This is a genomic window from Pseudomonas sp. MF6396 (assembly GCF_002018915.1).
GTDB classification, from domain to species: Bacteria; Pseudomonadota; Gammaproteobacteria; order Pseudomonadales; family Pseudomonadaceae; genus Aquipseudomonas; species Aquipseudomonas palmensis.
In genome coordinates this window covers 1-20,601 of the sequence record NZ_MVOK01000020.1, presented here as the reverse complement: position 1 = coordinate 20,601, position 20,601 = coordinate 1, and the positions used below count along the sequence as shown (strand labels likewise).

At 62.9% G+C, this 20,601-nt stretch carries 21 protein-coding genes; 15 read left to right on the top strand and 6 right to left on the bottom strand.

All coding sequences use genetic code 11. The features are described 5' to 3' along the window. Positions 1 to 158: 158 nt before the first annotated feature. Together gluQRS and dksA are read right to left on the bottom strand one after the other, a co-directional pair. Positions 159 to 1,046 (bottom strand): tRNA glutamyl-Q(34) synthetase GluQRS, encoded by an 888-nt coding sequence (gene gluQRS / locus MF6396_RS19355; protein WP_078481323.1) that lies wholly within the window; start codon positions 1,044 to 1,046, stop codon positions 159 to 161. A 66-nt stretch (positions 1,047 to 1,112) separates the two neighbouring features. Further along, a complete protein-coding gene (gene dksA / locus MF6396_RS19350) occupies positions 1,113 to 1,559 on the bottom strand; it encodes an RNA polymerase-binding protein DksA (RefSeq protein WP_043863802.1) in 447 nt (148 codons plus the stop codon). Between the two features lie 210 nt (positions 1,560 to 1,769). Here dksA and MF6396_RS19345 point away from each other — a divergent pair, with 210 nt between their 5' ends. Both MF6396_RS19345 and sfsA read left to right on the top strand, forming a co-directional pair. Continuing rightward, positions 1,770 to 2,942 (top strand): pyridoxal phosphate-dependent aminotransferase, encoded by a 1,173-nt coding sequence (locus MF6396_RS19345; protein ID WP_078481321.1) that lies wholly within the window; start codon positions 1,770 to 1,772, stop codon positions 2,940 to 2,942. Next, complete coding sequence (gene sfsA, locus MF6396_RS19340; RefSeq protein ID WP_043863800.1) at positions 2,942 to 3,652, top strand: DNA/RNA nuclease SfsA; 711 nt, start codon at positions 2,942 to 2,944, stop codon at positions 3,650 to 3,652. Before MF6396_RS19345 ends, sfsA begins: the two co-directional genes overlap by 1 nt. Here sfsA and MF6396_RS19335 read toward each other — a convergent pair. Then, a complete protein-coding gene (locus MF6396_RS19335) occupies positions 3,645 to 3,962 on the bottom strand; it encodes a Rieske (2Fe-2S) protein (protein WP_078481320.1) in 318 nt (105 codons plus the stop codon). The genes sfsA and MF6396_RS19335 overlap by 8 nt on opposite strands. A 166-nt stretch (positions 3,963 to 4,128) precedes the next feature. Here MF6396_RS19335 and MF6396_RS19330 point away from each other — a divergent pair, with 166 nt between their 5' ends. From MF6396_RS19330 to MF6396_RS19315, 4 genes are read left to right on the top strand one after another with little or no spacing between them, the layout of a single operon-like run. Continuing rightward, on the top strand, positions 4,129 to 5,010 hold the full coding sequence (locus MF6396_RS19330) for a heme/hemin ABC transporter substrate-binding protein (protein WP_054916529.1): 882 nt from the start codon (positions 4,129 to 4,131) through the stop codon (positions 5,008 to 5,010). 50 nt (positions 5,011 to 5,060) lie between these two features. Beyond that, entirely contained in the window at positions 5,061 to 6,044 is a 984-nt protein-coding gene (locus MF6396_RS19325; RefSeq protein WP_177346335.1) for a FecCD family ABC transporter permease, read from the top strand. Further along, entirely contained in the window at positions 6,044 to 6,811 is a 768-nt protein-coding gene (locus tag MF6396_RS19320) for a heme ABC transporter ATP-binding protein (protein ID WP_043863796.1), read from the top strand. The genes MF6396_RS19325 and MF6396_RS19320 overlap by 1 nt, the downstream gene beginning before the upstream one ends. Positions 6,812 to 6,821: 10 nt before the next feature. Further along, the gene (locus MF6396_RS19315; RefSeq protein WP_078481317.1) at positions 6,822 to 7,721 is read left to right on the top strand and encodes a ChaN family lipoprotein; all 900 of its coding nucleotides are present in this window, start codon (positions 6,822 to 6,824) and stop codon (positions 7,719 to 7,721) included. A 246-nt stretch (positions 7,722 to 7,967) separates the two neighbouring features. On the opposite strand, the gene MF6396_RS19310 is transcribed toward MF6396_RS19315, so the two are convergent. From MF6396_RS19310 to MF6396_RS19300, 3 genes are all read right to left on the bottom strand, one after another. Continuing rightward, entirely contained in the window at positions 7,968 to 8,240 is a 273-nt protein-coding gene (locus MF6396_RS19310; protein ID WP_043863794.1) for a TfoX/Sxy family protein, read from the bottom strand. Between the two features lie 167 nt (positions 8,241 to 8,407). Beyond that, the gene (locus MF6396_RS19305) at positions 8,408 to 8,752 is read right to left on the bottom strand and encodes a pentapeptide repeat-containing protein (RefSeq protein ID WP_043863793.1); all 345 of its coding nucleotides are present in this window, start codon (positions 8,750 to 8,752) and stop codon (positions 8,408 to 8,410) included. A gap of 104 nt (positions 8,753 to 8,856) precedes the next feature. Further along, entirely contained in the window at positions 8,857 to 10,419 is a 1,563-nt protein-coding gene (locus MF6396_RS19300; protein WP_043863792.1) for a bifunctional aminoglycoside phosphotransferase/ATP-binding protein, read from the bottom strand. Between the two features lie 118 nt (positions 10,420 to 10,537). On the opposite strand from MF6396_RS19300, the gene mrcB reads away from it, so the two are divergent. The 9 genes from mrcB (at position 10,538) to msrQ (ending at position 20,374) form a co-directional block, all read left to right on the top strand. After that, positions 10,538 to 12,859 carry a penicillin-binding protein 1B gene (mrcB, locus tag MF6396_RS19295; protein WP_054916525.1) on the top strand — a complete coding sequence of 774 codons (2,322 nt, stop codon included), beginning with the start codon at positions 10,538 to 10,540 and terminating at the stop codon, positions 12,857 to 12,859. A 27-nt stretch (positions 12,860 to 12,886) separates the two neighbouring features. Beyond that, a complete protein-coding gene (locus MF6396_RS19290) occupies positions 12,887 to 13,624 on the top strand; it encodes a hypothetical protein (RefSeq protein WP_078481315.1) in 738 nt (245 codons plus the stop codon). After that, a complete protein-coding gene (locus tag MF6396_RS19285; protein ID WP_054916523.1) occupies positions 13,624 to 13,953 on the top strand; it encodes a YqcC family protein in 330 nt (109 codons plus the stop codon). The genes MF6396_RS19290 and MF6396_RS19285 overlap by 1 nt, the downstream gene beginning before the upstream one ends. Before the next feature lie 422 nt (positions 13,954 to 14,375). Then, positions 14,376 to 16,100 carry an acetolactate synthase 3 large subunit gene (locus tag MF6396_RS19280; protein ID WP_043863936.1) on the top strand — a complete coding sequence of 575 codons (1,725 nt, stop codon included), beginning with the start codon at positions 14,376 to 14,378 and terminating at the stop codon, positions 16,098 to 16,100. A 2-nt stretch (positions 16,101 to 16,102) separates the two neighbouring features. Then, positions 16,103 to 16,594, top strand: coding sequence for an acetolactate synthase small subunit (gene ilvN, locus MF6396_RS19275; protein ID WP_043863788.1), 492 nt, complete (start codon positions 16,103 to 16,105; stop codon positions 16,592 to 16,594). 53 nt (positions 16,595 to 16,647) lie between these two features. After that, positions 16,648 to 17,664, top strand: a complete 1,017-nt coding sequence (gene ilvC, locus MF6396_RS19270) for a ketol-acid reductoisomerase (protein ID WP_043863787.1) — start codon at positions 16,648 to 16,650, stop codon at positions 17,662 to 17,664. 146 nt (positions 17,665 to 17,810) lie between these two features. Continuing rightward, entirely contained in the window at positions 17,811 to 18,671 is an 861-nt protein-coding gene (pssA, locus tag MF6396_RS19265; RefSeq protein ID WP_043863786.1) for a CDP-diacylglycerol--serine O-phosphatidyltransferase, read from the top strand. A 63-nt stretch (positions 18,672 to 18,734) separates the two neighbouring features. Then, positions 18,735 to 19,748 carry a protein-methionine-sulfoxide reductase catalytic subunit MsrP gene (msrP, locus tag MF6396_RS19260; protein ID WP_078481314.1) on the top strand — a complete coding sequence of 338 codons (1,014 nt, stop codon included), beginning with the start codon at positions 18,735 to 18,737 and terminating at the stop codon, positions 19,746 to 19,748. Continuing rightward, positions 19,748 to 20,374 (top strand): protein-methionine-sulfoxide reductase heme-binding subunit MsrQ, encoded by a 627-nt coding sequence (gene msrQ, locus MF6396_RS19255; protein ID WP_078481312.1) that lies wholly within the window; start codon positions 19,748 to 19,750, stop codon positions 20,372 to 20,374. The genes msrP and msrQ overlap by 1 nt, the downstream gene beginning before the upstream one ends. Positions 20,375 to 20,601 lie beyond the last annotated feature (227 nt).

The following is a 20,601-nucleotide window of genomic DNA, read 5'->3' as shown; positions in this document are numbered from 1 at the left end:
GCCAGAATGCCCAACGAATTGAATTTGTTGGGCTTTGTGCAAGCTGTTCCGGCCTCTTCGCTGCCCAGGTTCTGTACTGGCCTTGAGGGCAACGGTGCACCGATGGGCGCTGGCCTGCCAGCGAACGGCTCAGCGCCTGTATCAGCAGTGGGCAGCGATCAATGAAGGTCGGCTTCGGGCACGCTCAGGCGCCGGGGCAGGGCGTCGGTATTCCAGTGCTGGGCGGCGTGCGTGAGTACCTCGCTCGGCGTACCCAGCGCCATGCCCGCCTCGACCGGTTGGCCGAGCGCACGCAAGGCCCGCAACAGCAAGGGTGTGGCCTGGTCCGCCGGCAACGGTGCCGAGCGATACGACTTGCCCAGTTTGTGCCCGTCGGGCTGGGTGATCAGCGGCACATGCAGGTAGCGCGGCTGCGACAGGCCCAGCAGCTCCTGCAGGTACAGCTGGCGCGGAGTGTTGTCGAGCAGGTCGGCGCCGCGCACGATATCGGTCACGCCTTGCCAGGCATCGTCCAGCACCACTGCCAGCTGGTAAGCGTACAGGCCATCGCGGCGCCGGATCACGAAGTCGCCCACCTCGCGTCCCAGGTGCTGCTCGAAGCGGCCCTGCAGACGGTCGGTGAAGTGATAGCTCAGCTCGGGCACGCGCAGGCGAATGGCCGCGTCCTCCTGGGCGTGGCCCAGGTTGCGACACAGGCCCGGATAGATGCCGTTGTACCCTTCCAGCTGCTTGCGCGAACAGGTACAGGCGTACGCCAGGCCCTGCTGGAACAGGCGCTGCACCACAGCGGCATAGGCGTCGTGACGCTGGCTCTGGTACACCACTGCGCCGTCCCAGTGCAGGCCGTAGTTTTCCAGGGTGTGCAGGATGGCGGCCTGGGCGCCGGGGGCTTCGCGCGGCGGGTCGATGTCTTCCATGCGCAGCAGCCATTGCCCGCCCACCGCGCGTGCGTCCAGCCACGAGGCGAGGGCGGCGACCAGCGAGCCGAAATGCAGAAAACCACTGGGGGTGGGGGCGAAGCGCCCGATGTAGCGCGGGGTGTTCATCACAGGCGGGTAGATCCGACAGCCATAAATGAAACGGGGCGCCTTGAGCGCCCCGTTCTGTTCAGGTCAGGCCTTGCCGACCTGTTTTTCCTTGATTTCCGCAAGGTTCTTGCAGTCGAAGCACTTGTCGGCGGTAGGGCGGGCCTCCAGGCGGCGCACACCGATTTCAACACCGCAGTCTTCGCACCAGCCGTAGTCCTTGTCCTGGATCAGTTGCAGCGTCTTGTCGATCTTCTTGATCAACTTGCGCTCGCGGTCACGATTGCGCAGTTCCAGCGCAAACTCTTCTTCCTGGCTGGCACGGTCTGCCGGGTCGGCAAAGTTGGCTGCCTCTTCCTTCATGTGGTCTACAGTCCGATCCACTTCCTTCATCAGGTCCTGCTTCCACTTGTTCAGGATGGAGACAAAGTGGGCCCGCATGTCATCGCTCATGTACTCCTCACCCTTACCAGCTTCATAGGGGGTGAAGTCGCCAACGGCTTGAACGGTTTGTTTCTTTTCTTGGGTGGACATGAATAGACCGCCTCTCACTCTTCTAATCCATTGCGCAGGCTTCTCCATCTCCGGCGCCCGCCGGCCCTGCGACTGCGAGCCGCCGAACTTACCAGATCGAATCGGGGCGCGCTACTCCCGGTTGTCTCCCCGGTTGACCACGGCTTTACCCACACGTTCGTTCCCATGCATGGGTAGAATCATCATTTTAGACCCATTTGAGAGAAGGCCATGGCCCAGCCCTACAGTGCGCGCAGTCGCGCCATCGAACCCTTTCATGTCATGGCGCTGCTGGCGCGGGCCAACGAACTGCAGGCAGCCGGGCATGACGTGATCCACCTGGAGATCGGCGAGCCGGACTTCACCACTGCCGCGCCCATCGTCGAAGCCGGTCAGGCTGCCCTGGCCGCAGGCCACACGCGCTACACCGCGGCACGTGGCCTGCCTGCGCTGCGCGAGGCGATTGCCGGGTTCTATGCCCAGCGTTACGGGGTGAACATCGACCCGCAACGCATCCTGATCACCCCGGGCGGCTCGGGCGCATTGCTGCTGGCGGCCAGCCTGCTGGTCGACCCAGGCAAGCACTGGCTGCTGGCCGACCCGGGCTACCCGTGCAACCGGCACTTTCTGCGCCTGGTCGAGGGCGGTGCGCAACTGGTGCCGGTCGGCCCCGAGGCCAACTACCAGCTCAATGCCGACCTGGTCGAGCGTTACTGGGACAACGAGACCGTCGGTGCACTGGTGGCCTCGCCCGCCAACCCCACCGGCACGGTGCTCGACCGCGAGCAACTGGCCAGCCTGTCGCAGGCTACCCGTGCGCACAATGGCCACCTGGTGGTCGACGAGATCTATCACGGCCTGACCTACGGCATCGACGCCCCCAGCGTGCTGGAAGTCGATGACGAAGCCTTCGTGCTGAATAGTTTCTCAAAATATTTCGGCATGACCGGCTGGCGCCTCGGTTGGCTGGTAGCGCCGCCTGCAGCGGTCGCCGACCTGGAGAAGCTGGCGCAAAACCTCTACATCAGTGCGCCGAGCATGGCCCAACATGCTGCGCTGGCCTGTTTCGAACCCCGCACGCTGGCGATTTTCGAGGAGCGTCGCGCCGAGTTCGCGCGGCGTCGCGACTTCCTGTTGCCGGCCCTGCGCGAGCTGGGCTTCGGTATCGCGGTGGAACCGCAAGGGGCGTTCTACCTGTACGCCGATATCAGCGCGTTCGGCGGTGATGCCTTCGCGTTCTGTCAGCACTTCCTCGAAACCGAGCACGTAGCCTTCACCCCGGGCCTGGACTTCGGTCGTCACCAGGCCGGGCACCATGTGCGGTTTGCCTACACCCAGAGCCTGCCGCGCCTGCAGCAGGCGGTCGAGCGGATCGCCCGCGGTTTGCGGAGTTGGCAAGGCTGATGCGTTTTTTCCCCGAACTTGAGCAGGCGCGCCTGCTGCGGCGCTACAAGCGTTTTCTGGCCGACATCGAACTGGCCAACGGCGAACAGATGACCATCCACTGCCCCAACACCGGGTCGATGCTCAACTGCATGCTGGAGGGCGGCAAGGTCTGGTTCAGTCGGTCCAGCGACCCCAAGCGCAAATTGCCGGGCACCTGGGAAATCGCCGAGACCCCGCAAGGCCGGCTGGCCTGTGTGAACACCGGGCGGGCCAATGCCATCGTCGAAGAGGCGCTGCACGCCGGGCGCATCACCGAGCTGGCCGGCTTCACGGCGCTCCGGCGGGAGGTGGCCTATGGCGAGGAACGCAGCCGCATCGATTTTCGCCTGGAGTACCCCACAGGGCCGGCCTATGTCGAGGTCAAGAGCGTGACCCTGGGCTTCGACGGCTCGCGGATAGCGGCGTTTCCCGACGCGGTGACCCAACGTGGCGCCAAGCACCTGCGCGAACTGTCGGCACTGGTGCGCCAGGGTGTGCGGGCGGTGCAACTGTATTGCGTGAACCTGAGCGGCATCGATGCGGTGCGCCCGGCCGAGGAAATCGACAGCGCCTATGCCGCGGCCTTGCGTGCAGCGGCAGCCGAAGGTGTCGAGGTGCTGGCCTACGGCGTGCACCTGGACGGCGAGCAGATCAGCATCGACCGCGCATTGCCGGTGATGCTCACGTAATGAGCCAGATGCCCTGGCTGTCTTCCCGGCAGTCCAGGGCCTGCAATGCATCCCCGGTACAGGGGCCGGCCACGCATTCACCGGACTCCGGCACGAACAGTGCGCCGTGATGAACGCAGGCGATCAGTTGGGCGCTGGGGTCCAGGAATTGGTCTGCCTCCCAGTTCAGGCCGATGCCACGATGAGGGCAGCGGTTGCGGTACAGGTAGACGCGGCCCTGGCGACGTACGCCGAACAGGTCGATGCCTGCGGCCTTGAAGCCACGGCTCTGGCCCTCGCCCAGATCGGACGGGCGGAAAAGAAGGTGCATGGGTAGGTTCACTTGAAGAAACGAGAGTCGGCTTGACGTCCAAATGCAAATAATTATCAAATTGCCCGCAATGGCCGTGCCCGGCGTCTTTATACCGCGAGTACGGGCACTGCCCAACCGTTATCCACCTGGACAACGGTCCGCCTTCATCTAAGGAAGCCTTGCTATGCGCCGACGTGCCAGCCTGATCGCCCTGTGTATCGGGCTTGTTTTCAACTCGGCGGCCCAGGCCGAACCCCTGGCCGCCCGCTGGGTCAGTGCCGGCGGTGCGCTGAGCGAGTGGGTGGTGGCGCTGGGCGGCGAGTCGCGGCTGGTGGGCGTCGACACCACCAGCCAGCACCCTGCGAGCCTCAAGGCGCTGCCCAGCATCGGCTACCAGCGTCAGCTGTCGGCCGAAGGGGTGCTCAGCTTGCGCCCGGACCTGCTGGTGGGCACCGAGGAAATGGGCCCGCCAGAGGTGCTCAAGCAGCTCCGGGGGGCCGGGGTGAAGGTGGAGCTGTTTTCGAGCACGCCCGAGCTGCAGGCCGTGCATGGCAACCTCCGGCAACTGGGCCGCCTGATGGGCGACGAGGCACAGGCAGAGCGCCTGTTCGGCGAGTACCGGCAGCAGCTTGACGGGCTGGCGGCACGAATCAAGGCAGTGCAGGGCAGTCAGGCGGCCCCTGGCGTGATTCTGCTGGTGGGGCATGGCGGTGCCAAGCCGATGATCGCGGGCAAGGGGACCGCAGGCGACTGGATGATTCGCCAGGCCGGCGGGCGCAACCTGGCCGACAATGACGGCTACAAGAACTTCTCGGTCGAGGCGCTGGCGGCGCTGAACCCCCAGGTGCTTGTGTTTGCCGATCGCAGCCTGTCGGGCGAGGCGGCGCTGCAGGCCCTGCTCAAGGAAAACCCGGCGCTGGCGGCCTCTCGCGCAGCACGGGACAAGCGTCTGGTCGAACTTGACCCGACCTTGCTGGTGGGCGGCCTCGGGCCGCGTCAGCCGGCCAGCCTGCAAGCGCTGGCGCAAGCCTTCTACCCGGCGGCCAAGGCGCAACTGGCCCCATGAATCGACTGGTACCACCGCGTGCTCTGTTCATCGGCCTGAGCCTGCTGTGCCTGTTGGCGGTGTGGCTGTCATTGGCACTGGGGCCGGTCAGCCTGCCGTTGCTCGACACCCTGCGAGCCGGGCTGCGCCTGATAGGCGTGCCGATTCAGGCCCAGGGGCTGGAGCAGGCCGAACTGATCCTGGGCCAGATTCGTCTGCCGCGCACCTTGCTCGGGCTGGTGGGCGGCGCGGTGTTGGCGATTTCCGGCGTGGCGATGCAGGGCCTGTTTCGCAACCCGCTGGCCGACCCCGGCCTGGTCGGGGTGTCCAGCGGTGCTGCACTCGGGGCGGCGGTGGCGATTGTGGGCGGCAACTGGCTGGGGGGCGTGCCCGAGGTGTTCGCGCCCTATCTGTTGTCGATCTTCGCATTTCTCGGCGGGCTGGGCGTGACGGCGCTGGTCTACCGGTTGGGCCGGCGTGACGGTCAGACCAGTGTCGCCACCATGCTGCTGGCGGGCATCGCCCTGACCGCCCTGGCCGCCTCGGTGGTGGGGCTGTTCACTTATCTTGCCGACGACGCCACGCTGCGTACGCTGACGTTCTGGAACCTGGGCAGTCTCAATGGCGCAAGCTACCCGCGCCTGTGGCCGCTGTTGCTGGTGGCGGTGGTAGTGGCCTGGTGGCTGCCACGCCGGGCCGAGGCGCTCAATGCCCTGCTGCTGGGTGAGTCGGAGGCGCGCCACCTGGGTATCGAGGTCGAAACACTCAAGCGCGAACTGGTGTTCTGCACCGCGCTGGGCGTGGGGGCGGCGGTAGCGGCGGCGGGGTTGATCGGTTTTGTCGGGCTGGTGGTGCCGCACATGGTGCGACTGTTGTCCGGCCCCGACCATCGCGTGTTGCTGCCGGCGTCGCCGCTGGCCGGAGCGTCGCTGCTGCTGTTCGCCGACCTGATCGCGCGGCTGGCACTGGCGCCGGCAGAACTGCCGATTGGCATCGTCACTGCATTTATCGGTGCCCCCTTCTTCCTGTTTCTGCTGCTACGGGGGCGTGCCTGATGCTACGGGTGGAGAACCTGCAGGTGGTGCGCGGGCAGACCCGGGTGCTCGATGGCATCACCCTGGGCATCGAGCCGGGGCAGGTGCTGGGTGTGCTGGGCCCCAATGGTGCTGGCAAGAGCACCTTGCTCGCAGCGTTGTGCGGCGAATTGCCTGCCCATCATGGCCGTGTGCTGCTGGATGAGCGTGCGTTGGGCGACTGGAGCGGGCATGAGCGGGCACAACGCCTGGCGGTACTGCCGCAGACTTCAAGCCTGGGCTTTGCGTTTCGTGTCGAGGAGGTGGTGGCCATGGGGCGACTGCCCCACCGCACTGGTCAGGTGCGCGACCAGGCAATCGTGGTCGAGGCACTGGAGGCGGCGGATGCCGGGCACCTGGTGGGGCGCAGCTACCTGGCGCTGTCGGGGGGCGAGCGTCAGCGAGTGCACCTGGCGCGGGTGCTGGCGCAGCTCTGGCCAGGGGGCGACGGCTGCACGCTGTTGCTCGACGAGCCGACGTCCATGCTCGACCCCCTGCATCAGCACACCACGTTGCAGGCGGTCAGAGCCTTTGCCGACCGTGGTGCGGCGGTACTGGTGATCCTGCATGACCTGAACCTGGCGGCGCGCTATTGTGACCGCATCCTGCTGCTCGAACGTGGCTGCCCGCATGCGCTGGATACCCCTGAACAGGTGCTTCGGCCCGAAGCGCTGCGCGCCGTGTTCGGCCTTGAAGTACTGGTTCAACCTCACCCCGAGCGGGGGCACCCGCTCATCATCGCCCGCTAGGAGCTCGCCCATGCCTCGCACGTTGCTGTTTGGCACCCTGTTGCTGCTGGCGTTGGGACTGAGCGCTTGCCAGTCCGGCGCAGCGTTGGCGCCACTGCCGCAGTGGCAAGGTCCGCAGGGGCACGAGCATGCCGAGCTGGGGCAGATCCGCGAGTTGAGCACAGGCCGGTTACTGACACCGGAGCAACTGGTCCGGCGCCTGGCTGCGGTACCGCGGGTGCTGGTGGGGGAGCAGCACGACAACCCCGATCACCATGCCTTGCAGTTGTGGTTGTTACGCGCGCTGGAGCAGCAACGGCCGCAGGGCAGCCTGCTGTTGGAGATGCTGGAGCCGGCGCAGCAGGCGCGGGTGGATGCACTCAAGCAGCAGCCCACGCTGCCGGTCGACCTGGTGTCGGCGCTGCACTGGCAATCAGGTTGGGATTGGGCCCTGTATGGCCCGATCGTGCGCCATGCGCTGGGGCAGCCCTATCCGTTGCTGGCGGCGAACCTTGATCGCGCCGAGGTGCGGGATATCTACCGCCAGGTACCGAAGTTGGAGGGGCAGCACGCTACGACCGCTACGGTTACCCAGGCCTTGCTCGACCAGGTACGTGAAGGGCATTGCGGGCTGCTGCCTGAATCGCAGATGCCGGCCATGCTGGCGGTACAGCAGCAGCGTGACCGGCGAATCGCCCAGCGCCTGATGCAGGCGCCGACGCCGGCCCTGCTGTTGGCGGGGGCCTATCACGTGCGCAACGACCTGGGCGTGCCCTTGCATCTGCTGGACCTGGGGGTAGAGCAGGGCACCAGCGTGCTGATGCTGGCGCAGGTGGGGGAAAAGGTGGACGCAGGCATGGCCGATTACGTGTGGTTTACCGCTGGCGTGGCCGAGCAGGATTACTGTGCGAGCCTGCGCAAGGGCGGGTGATACAGGCTGGGAATGTGTGGTGGCCCTTTTCGCTGGCTTGCCAGTGCATAGGCCATGACAGGCAACTCAAATCCCAGGCAAAAAAAGACCCGGCAAAGTGCCGGGTCAATAACCGTGATTAGCCTGATGAGGAGATAATCTGAGAGTCCGAACCAAGGTCTTTCAGAATATCCAACCAGTCTCGCGACCAGTTGTGATAATCATAACGATTCTCATTTCGAAGTCAATCCTTTCATTCTGCTTATTTCAATTATTTTTGCAGGGCGCCTTGGCATCCAGCTGTTTGTTCAGCGCATCCTTGCGTTCAACGGGGATGTCGTTCCAGTGCACATCCAGCAGCGCGCCTTCTATCGCGTAGAGCAGCACCTTCGAGGCACGAAAGCCGCGGCTGCGTACCGCGTGGTAGGCGTTCACCGCGCCCAGCCGACGAAGGTCCGAGAGACTGTGGATGCCCACCGCATGCAGCCACTGCGCCGACGTCTTGCCAAGATTTTTCAGATGCTGAAGTTCATCGTTCATCAAGCCTCCTTGCGACGGCTGAACGGGTCCTGGAGATTGATTCGTGGGCAGGTCAAGAAGGAGTGTAGCGGCAGTTGGAAAATACGCGGCGTTTTGCCATGGGCGGTGCACGGCGGGGCCTGCAGCCACCGCCGGCGTTGCCAGGCGGTGTCTGTAGGCAGATGCTTTCAGCGGGTGCGGTAACGCAGGCGGGTGCCGAAATTGACCGACATCAGAATCTCGTCGGCACTCAGTTCTGCGGGGAAGTAGGTGCCGGAGATCTGCGCATGGGCCAGGCTGGCACCTTCGAGGCAGTTCTCGCGCAGGTCCAGCCCACGCAGGTCGGAGGCGCGAAAGTAGGCGCCACTGAAATCGATGCCCTCGGTGTCCAGCTTGCGCAGGTCCAGCCCTCGAAAGTCACCGTCCTTGAAGTCGACAATGGCGTTCCTGGGCTTCTCACGATTGAATTCCGCGATGTGTTCCTTGTGCACCAGAGCGTATAGCGCGCTGTCGAGCTGGCGTGGCTGGTTCATGAGGGCGCCTCCTTGTGTGGCCTGATGATGGCATTATAGTGCCACTGTGCGGAGGCGCCCGAGATAGAGGCGTGAAGTGTGGACTGCTTCACGCCCTCGCCGTTTTAAAGGCCGGGCAGGCGCTGGCGAATCTGCTTGACCAGTTCATCCAGGCTGCCGCTTTCGTTGGTTTCCACGCGCTTGGCCTTGAGCAGCTCTTCGCCTGTCAGCGGGTCGCGACTGGCTTGCTGGGCGGCGACCACTTCCAGAGTGGCGTCGGACGGGTCGTTCTGGTCGGCCTGGCGCTGTGCCAGCCAGCTGGCGATCACGGCGTCCGGTGCATTGCAGTCGAGGATCAGGAAGGGAACGCCGGTTTCGCTGGCAACGTCGGCGGCGGCCTGGCGCTGTGCCTGCTTGAGGTAGGTGGCATCGATCACCACCGGGAACCCCGCGCGCAGGATTGTTCCGGCCAGCTGATGCAGGTGCTGGTAGGTCTTCTGGCTGGCGTCATCGGCGTAGATGCCTTGTTGCAGCTGACCGGCGGCCTGCTCGGCCTGCTCGCCGAACAGGCGCTTGCGTTCAACGTCCGAGCGCAGGCGAATGGCACCCAGTGCTTCGACCATGCGCATGGCGACATGGCTTTTGCCAACGGCCGACACACCGTGGGTGATGGCCAGCAGGCGCGACGGGATGGCGCTGTAGCTCTCGGCCAGGTTGGCGTAGTTGCGGTACTGACGCAGGGTGGTGGCCCGTTGTACGCCATCGGCGTCGGCCGGCATGCTGAACAGCGCGACCTTGGCCCGCACCAGCGCACGGTAGGCCTTGTAGAAGTTCAGCAGTTCGAGGCCGGCGTAATCGCCGGTGATTTCCAGGTACTGGCTGATGAAGCGCCGCGCCAGCGACTTGAGGCCGCGGTCTTCCAGGTCCATGGCCAGGAACGCCGTATCGGCGTACACATCGGTCAGGCGGAAGGGTTCGTTGAATTCGATGCAGTCGAAAATCACCACCTTGCCGTCGATCAGTGTGGCGTTGCCCAGGTGGATATCGCCATGGCACTCGCGTATGAAACCTTCGGCCTTGCGCGTTTCGAACAGGCCATGCAGTCGATCGAAGCTGCTGCGCGCCCAGGCCTGCAACGCATCGAGCTGCACCAGGTCGGCCTTGTCGCTGAGGAACGGGCGAATCTGTTCGAAGTTCTGTTCAACCGGAGCCATCACGCTGTCGGGCGTGCCCAGTGGGTGTTCGACAGCCACTTTCGGTGCGGCCAGGTGGAACTGGGCGATCTGGCGGGCCATCTGGTCGATATGCGCAGCGGTCAGTTCGCCATTGGCCTGCAGCGTGCTGAGCATCTGGTTCTGGGGGAACTGGCGCATTTTCAGCGCGTACTCGATCGGCGCGCCGTCACCTCCCAGCTGCGGGGCCTCGACGCTGCCGGTGATGGGCAGTACTTCCAGGTACAGGTCGTCGGTCAGGCGCTGGTTGAGGCGCAGTTCTTCGGCGCAGAAATGCGCGCGACCCGACAGCTCGGTGAAGTCCAGGAAGCCGAAGTTCATCGGTTTCTTGATCTTGTAGGCGTATTCGCCCGTGAGCAGCACCCAGGAAATGTGCGTCTCGATGACCTGGAATTCCTTTACAGGGTGCGCAAACAGGGCCGGGTTTTGCAGGGCGGCGATCAAGGCTTGGCTCACGGTCGATCCTTCTGGGTCGTGGGAGATTCGAATCGACCATTATGGCGGCAAGCGGGGCCGCTGCAAACCGCCGGAGGGCGTCTGTCGACAAGCCATAAAGTGCGTATAATCCGCCGCCATGACTCGTACCCGATCTTCCCGTACCTCTAAAAAACGCCCTTCTGGCCGCGCGCGCGCCTGGTTGGGCTGGGCCCTCAAGCTCAGCCTGGTCGGCCTTGTGGTGCTGGCCGGCTTTGCGGTTTATCTCGATGCCGTGGTCCAGGAGAAATTCTCCGGCAAACGCTGGACCATCCCGGCCAAGGTCTACGCACGCCCGCTCGAGCTGTTCGTCGGGCAGAAGCTGAGCAAGAACGACTTCCTGATCGAGCTCGATGCCCTGGGCTATCGCCGCGAAAGCGTGGCCAACGGCCCGGGCGCAGCCTCGGTCAATGGCAACACCATCGACCTCAATACCCGCGGCTTCCAGTTCTATGAAGGCATGGAAAAAGCCCAGGGCGTGCGCGTACGCTTCTCGGGCGACTACGTTGCCGGCCTGAGCGGTACCAATGGCTCGAAGCTCGACGTGGTGCGCCTGGAGCCGCTGCTGATCGGCGGCATCTACCCGAAGAACCTTGAAGACCGCATCCTGATCAAGCTCGATCAGGCGCCGCCCTATCTGCTCGAAACCCTGGTGGCGGTGGAAGACCGTGACTTCTACCACCACTTCGGAGTGTCGCCCAAGTCGATTGCGCGGGCCATCTGGGTCAACACCTCGTCCGGCGCCATGCGCCAGGGCGGCAGTACCCTGACCCAGCAGTTGGTCAAGAACTTCTACCTGACCAACGAGCGCAGCCTCAGCCGCAAGCTCAACGAAGCGATGATGGCGCTGCTGCTCGAAGCCCACTACAGCAAGCGCGACATCCTCGAGGCGTACCTCAACGAGGTGTTCGTGGGCCAGGATGGCCAGCGTGCGGTGCACGGTTTCGGCCTGGCCAGCCAGTTCTTCTTCAGCCAGCCGCTGTCCGAGCTCAAGCTGCACCAGGTGGCGCTGCTGGTGGGCATGGTCAAGGGGCCGTCCTACTACAATCCGCGTCGTTCCCCGGAACGCGCGTTGACGCGTCGCAACCTGGTGCTCGACCTGCTGGCCGAGCAGGGCGTGGCGACCCCCGAGGCGGTCGAAGCCGCGAAGAAAATGCCACTGGGTGTGACCAAGCGCGGCAGCCTGGCGGACAGCTCGTTCCCCGGCTTCCTCGACCTGGTCAAGCGCCAGTTGCGCCAGGACTACCGTGACGAAGACTTGACCGAGGAGGGGCTGCGTATCTTCACCAGCTTCGACCCGATCCTGCAGATGAAGTCCGAAGCGGCGATGAACGAAACCTTCAAGCGCCTCAGCGGGCGCAAGGGGGCGGACGAAGTCGAGGCGGCGATGGTGGTGACCAACCCGGAAACCGGGGAGGTGCAGGCACTGATCGGCAGCCGCCAGGCCGGGTTTGCCGGTTTCAACCGTGCCATCGACGCCGTGCGTCCCATCGGCTCGCTGGTCAAGCCGGCGGTGTACCTGACCGCGCTGGAAAAACCGAGCCAGTTCACCCTCACCAGCTGGGTGCAGGATGAACCCTTCTCGGTGAAGGGCGCCGACGGCCAGGTGTGGAAGCCGCAGAACTACGACCGGCGCGCCCATGGCACGATCTTCCTGTACCAGGGGCTGGCCAATTCCTACAATCTGTCGACCGCCAAGCTTGGCCTGGAAGTGGGCGTGCCCAACGTGCTCAAGACCATTGGCCGCCTGGGTGTCAACGTCGACTGGCCGGCCTTCCCGTCGATGCTGCTGGGTGCCGGGGGCATGTCGCCGGTGCAGGTTGCGACCATGTACCAGACCCTGGCCAATGGCGGCTTCAACACGCCGATGCGAGGCATCCGCAGCGTGCTGACCGCCGAGGGCGAGCCGCTCAAGCGCTACCCGTTCCAGATCCAGCAGACCTTCGACCCGGGCTCCATCTATCTGGTGCAGAACGCCATGCAGCGGGTGATGCGTGAAGGTACCGGGCGCTCGGTTTACAGTGTATTGCCCAGTTCGTTGAACCTGGCCGGCAAGACCGGTACCAGCAACGATTCGCGTGACAGCTGGTTCGCAGGGTTCAGCCAGGACCTGCTGGCAGTGGTGTGGCTGGGTCGCGATGATAACGGCAAGACACCGTTCACCGGCGCCACCGGCGCGTTGCAGGTCTGGACCAGCTTCATGCGCAAGGCCGACCCGCTGCCGCTGGACATGCCACAGCCTGACAACGTGGTGCAGGCCTGGGTCGATCCGCATACCGGCCAAGGTTCCGATGCCAGCTGCCCGGGCGCGGTACAGATGCCGTATATTCGCGGCAGTGAGCCAGTGGCCGGCGCCGCCTGTGGCGGCGAGCAGGCACCTGCCGAGTCCGTGATGGACTGGGTCAAGGGCTGGATGAATTAAGCCAAAGCACAGCAAAGAGGGTGTGACGTGAACAAGTGGTTGTTTCCTGCCTTGACGGCACTGGCTTTGCTTACAGGTTGCGCCAGCGTGCAGCGTGGCTCGATCCCCGTAGTGGATTCAGGGACGCGGGTTTCCAACAGCGAGCGGGTATCGGCCAACCGTGCCGGCGCTGCCGTGAACACCGGTACTCGCCAGGCGCAGGCGATGCCGCAGGATTCCGGGGTGACGGTGATGGTGCCCCAGGGCGCCGGCTCCGAGCCGATCCAGACCTTTGCGGCGCCTACCGGGCCAGCGTCGATCGACACCGGGCCGATTACCCCAGGCCCGCAGAATTCGGCGCCGTTCCCGAGCACCAGCAGCGGTGGCTACAGCGCACCGAGCGCACCCACCGGCATTCCCAGTTCGAACGCCGGCAGCGGCGGCCTCTCGGCTGACGAACAGCTCGATGGCCCGGTGCTGGCGCTGTTGACCACGGCGCAGACGCAGCAGACCGGCGGCGATCTCAACGGCGCCTCGTCCAGCCTTGAGCGTGCCCAGCGCATTGCCCCGCGTGAACCGCAGGTACTCTACCGTCTGGCCCAGGTGCGACTGGCCCAGGGCGATGCGGCGCAGTCCGAACAGCTGGCGCGCCGTGCCCTGACCTACGCCAACGGTCGCCCCGATCTGCAGGCCGGCCTGTGGGACATCATCGCCCAGGCGCGCGACAAGCAGGGTGACGCCGCCGGCGCCGCGTTGGCTCGCCAGAAAGCCAAGGTCAGCCTGTAATGGAGGCGCGCATTCTGGCGATTGCAGACCACCTGCTGCTGATAGAGCACGAGCTGCACAGGCAGGGCTGGTGGTCCGCCGAGGCGCCCAGTGCGCAAGCCCTGGCCAGCACAACGCCGTTCGCCGTCGACGCCATGAACTTCGATCAGTGGCTGCAGTGGATCTTTCTGCCGAAGATGAAACAGATACTCGAAAGCGGTGCGCCGCTGCCCAGTGCCTCGGGCATCCTGGTGATGGCTGAAACGGTGTACGTGGATCGGCCGCAAGAAAGTCGCGAGTTGCGTCGTCTATTAGCAGAGTTTGACCAATTGATCAGTGCTTCTGCCTGAATTTCCCTATTTTCACCCTAAGAGCCGCAGATTGTGGCTCTTTTTGTTTCTGAAGTTTGTTTTTCTGCTGCTGTCTTTGTAATTCGTGGTGGCTGCGGATCGTCATTTGGAAAAATTGGCAATAATTTTTCTTGACTTGCAGGCGCAGAATCAGAAGAATCCAGTTTCCGCTGTAGAGGGACTGCCAGAAGCAGACCCGCTAAGCAGATCATGAGGCGCACACCCGCGCCGACCTGTTACACCCCGCAACGCGTTACCTCGCGCTGGGTGGGAAAACCCCGCAACACTTTGGGGCGCTCCCAATACTTGCTCAGTCAGTGCTGACGTAGTCGGCGATTTCGTCGCTCATGCTCTGCTTGGCAGTAAACCTATTAAGACCCGTCCTGCCTGGACGGTATTCTGGCGTTTTAGAGGTGAACAACGTGGAGCTTTTATCTGGCGCTGAAATGGTCGTCCGCTTTTTGCGTGACGAAGGCGTTAAGCACATCTACGGGTACCCTGGCGGTGCTCTCCTGCATGTATACGATGCCCTGTTCAAGGAACCGGAAGTAAGCCACATCCTGGTTCGCCACGAGCAGGCGGCAACCCACATGGCCGACGGTTATGCCCGTGCCACCGGCAAGGCCGGCGTGGTACTGGTGACTTCCGGTCCGGGTGCCACCAATGCCATCACCGGTATTGCCACGGCGTACATGGACTCCATCCCGATGGTCATCCTCTCCGGTCAGGTGCCCAGCACCATGGTCGGTACCGATGCCTTCCAGGAAACCGACATGATCGGTATCTCGCGGCCGATCGTGAAGCACAGCTTCATGATCAAACATGCCTCGGAAATTCCTGAAATCCTGAAAAAAGCCTTCTACCTGGCTGAATCCGGTCGTCCTGGCCCGGTTGTCGTCGATATTCCGAAAGACATGACCAACCCGGCCGAGAAGTTCGAGTACGTCTACCCGAAAAAGGTCAAGCTGCGCTCCTACAGCCCGGCCGTTCGCGGGCACTCGGGTCAGATCCGCAAGGCCGCCGAGATGCTGCTGGCCGCCAAGCGTCCGATCGTCTACTCCGGCGGTGGCGTGATCCTCGGTGGTGGCTCGGCTGCGTTGACCGAGGTCGCGCAACTGCTCAACCTGCCGGTCACCAATACCCTCATGGGGCTGGGTGGCTATCCGGGCACCGACCGTCAGTTCCTGGGCATGCTCGGCATGCACGGCAGCTACACGGCCAACCTGGCGATGCACCATGCCGACGTGATCCTGGCCGTCGGTGCGCGTTTCGACGACCGTGTGGTCAACGGCCCGGCGCGGTTCTGCCCGAATGCCAAGGTCATCCACATCGACATCGACCCGGCATCGATCTCCAAGACCATCAAGGCCGATGTGCCTATCGTCGGCCCGGTCGAGAGCGTGTTGAGCGAAATGCTCGCCACCTTGCGCGAAATCGGCGAGAAGCCTGATCAGGCGGCGATGGATGCCTGGTGGAAGCAGATTGCCGAATGGCGTGGCGACGGCATCATGTTCCCGTACAACAAGGGCGATGGCAGCGTCATCAAGCCGCAGACCGTGATCGAAACCCTGTGCGAAGTCACCAAGGGGGATGCGTTCGTCACCTCCGACGTGGGTCAGCACCAGATGTTCGCGGCGCAGTACTACCGCTTCAACAAGCCGAACCGCTGGATCAACTCCGGTGGCCTGGGCACCATGGGCTTCGGTTTCCCGGCGGCCATGGGCGTCAAGCTGAACTTCCCGGACCAGGACGTTGCCTGTGTCACCGGCGAGGGCAGCATCCAGATGAACATTCAGGAGCTCTCTACCTGCCTGCAGTACGACCTGCCGGTAAAGATCGTCAACCTGAACAATGGCGTGTTGGGCATGGTTCGCCAATGGCAGGACATGGCCTACAACAGCCGTCACTCGCACTCCTACATGGAATCGCTGCCTGACTTCGTCAAGCTGGCCGAAGCCTATGGTCACGTGGGTATCCGCATCACCGACCTGAAGGACCTCAAGCCCAAGCTCGAGGAAGCCTTCGCCATGAAAGACCGGTTGGTGTTCATCGATATCCAGGTCGACAACAGCGAGCACGTCTACCCGATGCAGATCAAAGACGGCTCGATGCGCGATATGTGGCTGAGCAAGACGGAGCGGACCTAATCATGCGGCACATTATTTCCCTGCTGTTGGAAAACGAACCAGGTGCCTTGTCCCGTGTGGTCGGCCTGTTCTCGCAGCGCAACTACAACATCGAAAGCCTGACCGTCGCCCCGACCGAAGACCCGACCCTGTCGCGCCTGACGTTGACCACGGTTGGTCATGACGAGGTGATCGAGCAGATCACCAAGAACCTGAACAAGCTGGTTGAAGTGGTCAAGCTGGTCGACCTGTCGGAAAGCGCGCACATCGAGCGTGAACTGATGCTGGTCAAGATCAAGGCCACGGGTGCGCAGCGTGCCGAGATCAAGCGCACCACCGATATCTATCGTGGACAGATCGTCGACGTCAGCAGCACGGTCTATACCGTGCAGCTGTCGGGCACCAGCGACAAGCTGGACAGCTTCATCCAGTCGATTGGTACCGCGTCCATTCTCGAAACAGTACGCAGTGGTGTCACCGGCATTGCCCGTGGCGACAAAGTGCTCAGCATCTAACTCAAAAAATTAGCGAATGGCCTGAAAGGGCCGAGATAACCAGGGGTATTTTCATGAAAGTTTTCTACGACAAAGACTGCGACCTTTCGATCATCCAGGGCAAGAAAGTTGCCATCATCGGTTACGGTTCCCAGGGCCACGCTCAAGCGTGCAACCTGAAAGACTCCGGTGTGGATGTCACTGTCGGTCTGCGTAAAGGTTCGGCCACCGTTGCCAAAGCCGAAGCCCACGGCCTGAAAGTGGCTGACGTGGCAAGCGCTGTTGCCGGTGCCGACCTGGTCATGATCCTGACCCCGGACGAGTTCCAGTCGCAGCTGTACAAGAACGAAGTCGAGCCGAACATCAAGAAGGGCGCCACCCTGGCCTTCTCCCACGGTTTCGCTATCCACTACAACCAGGTCGTTCCACGTGCTGACCTGGACGTGATCATGATCGCGCCAAAAGCGCCTGGTCACACCGTACGTTCCGAGTTCGTGAAAGGCGGCGGTATCCCTGACCTGATCGCCATCTACCAGGACGCTTCCGGCAATGCCAAGAACGTTGCCCTGTCCTACGCCGCAGGCGTTGGTGGCGGCCGTACCGGCATCATCGAAACCACCTTCAAGGACGAGACCGAAACCGACCTGTTCGGCGAGCAGGCCGTTCTGTGCGGCGGTACCGTCGAGCTGGTCAAGGCCGGCTTCGAAACCCTGGTTGAAGCGGGCTACGCGCCAGAAATGGCCTACTTCGAGTGCCTGCACGAACTGAAGCTGATCGTTGACCTCATGTACGAAGGCGGTATCGCCAACATGAACTACTCGATCTCCAACAACGCCGAATATGGCGAGTACGTGACCGGCCCTGAAGTCATCAACGCCGAATCCCGTCAGGCCATGCGCAATGCCCTGAAACGCATTCAGGACGGCGAATACGCCAAGATGTTCATCAGCGAAGGCGCTACCGGCTATCCTTCGATGACCGCCAAGCGTCGCAACAACGCTGCCCACGGTATCGAAGTCATCGGCGAGCAACTGCGTTCGATGATGCCTTGGATCGCAGCGAACAAAATCGTCGACAAGGCCAAGAACTGATCTTGATCTGATGCGATGAAAACGCGGCTTCGGCCGCGTTTTTTCGTTTAGGCAGTCAGCTTCTGGTATAAAGCTTCATCGTTTGCCGGCGAACCCTCGTCGCAGACGTCTGTCGAAACTTTCCAAACCGTTGCAAGGTAATGTCCATGAGCGAACGTCCCGAAGAGCCGAACAAGGCCTCTGACGCCGAAAGCCTGCTACCGATCGATGAGCATGTTGAAGAAGGGCATGACGCCGAAGGACGCAAGGTACGGCATCGCGGCATCTATCTGCTGCCCAACCTGTTCACCACTGCGAACCTGTTCGCCGGTTTCTATTCGATCATCAACTCCATGAGTGCGCAGAGCGCCCTGAGTGCCGGTGATCCGCGCGAAGCGAGCAAGTACTTCGCTTTCGCCGCCATCGCGATCTTCGTCGCCATGGTGCTCGATGGTCTGGACGGGCGTGTTGCCCGCATGACCAACACCCAGAGCGCCTTCGGCGCCGAGTACGACTCGTTGTCCGACATGGTCGCCTTTGGCGTGGCCCCGGCGTTGCTGGCCTTCGGCTGGGCACTGGGTGACATGGGCAAGGTCGGCTGGATGGTTGCCTTCATCTATGTGGCGGGTGCGGCATTGCGCCTGGCACGCTTCAATACCCAGGTCGGCAAGGCCGACAAGCGCTACTTCATCGGCCTGGCCAGCCCGGCGGCAGCCGGCGTGGTTGCGGGTACGGTCTGGGCGTTCAGCGACTATGGCATCCAGGGTTCCAAGCTCTCGTTCCTGGTGGCGCTGCTGGTGGCGGCTGCCGGCATGCTGATGGTCAGCAACATCAAGTACAACAGCTTCAAGGAGCTGGACCTCAAGGGGCGGGTGCCGTTTGTGGCGATCCTTGTGGTGGTGCTGGTGTTCGCGGTGGTGTTCAGCGATCCGCCACGCATTCTGCTGCTGATTTTCCTCGCGTATGCCGCGTCGGGTCCTATCCAGTACCTGTTGCGTTCGCGTCGCAAGAAAACCACCGAGCAGTGATGTAATTTCCCCAAGGCTCCGTAGTCTACTGGTGCATCAGCTCACCGGTTCTACGGAGTCTTTATGCTTATCAAGCTGTCCCGGCCTTCCGACTGCAAAGAATCGGAAATCACGCCTGAGTCCCTCTATCTCTCCCGACGCGCTCTGCTGGGTGGCACTGCGGCTGCATTGGCGGTCGGCAGCTTGCCGCGCTGGGCCGCTGCCGCCGAGGTTTCGCAGTATGCGGACGTCGACGCCGGTGCTGCCCCCAACTGGTTTGCCGAAAAACTGCCGGGCACCCAATGGCAGGCGGTAACGGTCAAGGGTGAAGCGATCACGCCGTTCAAGGATGCCACGCACTACAACAACTTCTACGAGTTCGGAACCGACAAGGGCGACCCTGCTGCCAATGCGGGTGCGCTGCCGACTTCGCCATGGACGGTGGTGGTGGATGGCGAGGTCGGTAAGCCGGGCCGCTATGCGCTCGAAGACTTCATGAAGCCTTATCAGTTGCAAGAGCGCATCTACCGGCTGCGTTGTGTGGAGGCTTGGTCGATGGTGATCCCCTGGTTGGGGTTTCCGATTTCGGCATTGCTCAAGCAGGTGGAGCCGACCTCCAAGGCCCGGTACATCCGCTTCGAAACCCTGCAGGATCCAAAGCACATGCCCGGGCAGCGTTCGGGCTTCGCCTTGATCGACTGGCCCTATGTGGAAGGGCTGCGACTGGATGAGGCGATGAACCCGCTGGCCATCCTGGCGGTGGGCATGTATGGCCGCGAACTGCCCAACCAGAACGGTGCGCCGCTGCGCCTTGTGGTGCCGTGGAAGTATGGGTTCAAGAGCATCAAGTCCATCGTGCGTATCAGCCTGGTCGAGCAGCAGCCGCGCACCACCTGGCAGAACATCGCGCCTGAAGAGTACGGGTTCTATGCCAACGTGAACCCCACGGTGGACCACCCGCGCTGGACCCAGGCCCGTGAGCGCAGGCTGCCCAGCGGCCTGTTCAGCCCCAACGTTCGCGATACGCAGATGTTCAACGGCTATGCGGACGAAGTGGCTTCTTTATATAGCGGCCTGGACCTGCGGAAGAACTACTGATGCGCTATCCACTGTTTCGTTTCGCGGCCTTTCTGTTGGCTTGTGTCTGGCCGCTGTACTGGCTGGCCCAGGCTGTGCTCGATGCGCTGGGCCCCGATCCGGGCAAGGTGCTGGTGGACAGGATGGGGCAGGGTGCTCTGGTCATGCTGCTGGTAACGCTTTGCATGACGCCGTTGCAGAAGCTGACAGGCTGGTCTGGCTGGATCGTGGTGCGCCGGCAGCTCGGCCTGTGGTGCTTTGCCTATGTGCTGATGCACTTGTGTGCCTACCTGTTCTTTATCCTCGGGTTGGACTGGGGGCAGTTGGGCGTCGAGTTGCGCAAGCGCCCTTACATCATTGTTGGGAGTTTGGCGCTTGTCGGGCTGCTGGCACTGGCGGTGACCTCCAACCGCTACAGCCAGCGCCGCTTGGGCGCGCGGTGGAAGAAGCTGCACCGGCTTGTTTACGTGATCCTGGGTCTGGGGCTGCTGCATTTTCTGTGGATAGTGCGGGCAGACCTCAAGGAATGGACGGTGTACGCGGTCATCGGTGGGTTGTTGATGCTGCTGAGAGTGCCTTCTATAGAGAAGCGCATTCCCCGTCTGGGAGGGCGCAAGCGTGTATCGGTGACGAAAGTTTCAAATTAGCCCTTGACGCACGATTTAATCTCTCTATAATTCGCCCCACTTCCGGCGCAGTCGGAACGAAAAACTCCTTGAATATCAACGAGTTGGACGTTTCAGGTCGGGCTGGAGGTGCTTCGATCGAAAGATCGGCAGCGGTGAAAAAGGTGGTTGACAGCAGGTTGTAACGCTGTAGAATTCGCCTCCCGCTACGAGAGATCGAAGCGAGTCAAGTGTTTGAAGTGAAACGA

Bases quoted from the DNA above. Each gene is read 5' to 3' on its own strand.
- MF6396_RS19330 (WP_054916529.1), top strand. From the start codon at position 4,129: ATGCGCCGACGTGCCAGCCTGATCGCCCTGTGTATCGGGCTTGTTTTC.
- MF6396_RS19345 (WP_078481321.1), top strand. From the start codon at position 1,770: ATGGCCCAGCCCTACAGTGCGCGCAGTCGCGCCATCGAACCCTTTCAT.
- ilvN (WP_043863788.1), top strand. From the start codon at position 16,103: ATGCGGCACATTATTTCCCTGCTGTTGGAAAACGAACCAGGTGCCTTG.
- MF6396_RS19315 (WP_078481317.1), top strand. From the start codon at position 6,822: ATGCCTCGCACGTTGCTGTTTGGCACCCTGTTGCTGCTGGCGTTGGGA.
- ilvC (WP_043863787.1), top strand. From the start codon at position 16,648: ATGAAAGTTTTCTACGACAAAGACTGCGACCTTTCGATCATCCAGGGC.
- MF6396_RS19305 (WP_043863793.1), bottom strand. From the start codon at position 8,752: ATGAACCAGCCACGCCAGCTCGACAGCGCGCTATACGCTCTGGTGCAC.
- sfsA (WP_043863800.1), top strand. From the start codon at position 2,942: ATGCGTTTTTTCCCCGAACTTGAGCAGGCGCGCCTGCTGCGGCGCTAC.
- dksA (WP_043863802.1), bottom strand. From the start codon at position 1,559: ATGTCCACCCAAGAAAAGAAACAAACCGTTCAAGCCGTTGGCGACTTC.
- pssA (WP_043863786.1), top strand. From the start codon at position 17,811: ATGAGCGAACGTCCCGAAGAGCCGAACAAGGCCTCTGACGCCGAAAGC.
- msrP (WP_078481314.1), top strand. From the start codon at position 18,735: ATGCTTATCAAGCTGTCCCGGCCTTCCGACTGCAAAGAATCGGAAATC.
- MF6396_RS19335 (WP_078481320.1), bottom strand. From the start codon at position 3,962: ATGCACCTTCTTTTCCGCCCGTCCGATCTGGGCGAGGGCCAGAGCCGT.
- msrQ (WP_078481312.1), top strand. From the start codon at position 19,748: ATGCGCTATCCACTGTTTCGTTTCGCGGCCTTTCTGTTGGCTTGTGTC.
- gluQRS (WP_078481323.1), bottom strand. From the start codon at position 1,046: ATGAACACCCCGCGCTACATCGGGCGCTTCGCCCCCACCCCCAGTGGT.
- mrcB (WP_054916525.1), top strand. From the start codon at position 10,538: ATGACTCGTACCCGATCTTCCCGTACCTCTAAAAAACGCCCTTCTGGC.
- MF6396_RS19310 (WP_043863794.1), bottom strand. From the start codon at position 8,240: ATGAACGATGAACTTCAGCATCTGAAAAATCTTGGCAAGACGTCGGCG.
- MF6396_RS19320 (WP_043863796.1), top strand. From the start codon at position 6,044: ATGCTACGGGTGGAGAACCTGCAGGTGGTGCGCGGGCAGACCCGGGTG.
- MF6396_RS19285 (WP_054916523.1), top strand. From the start codon at position 13,624: ATGGAGGCGCGCATTCTGGCGATTGCAGACCACCTGCTGCTGATAGAG.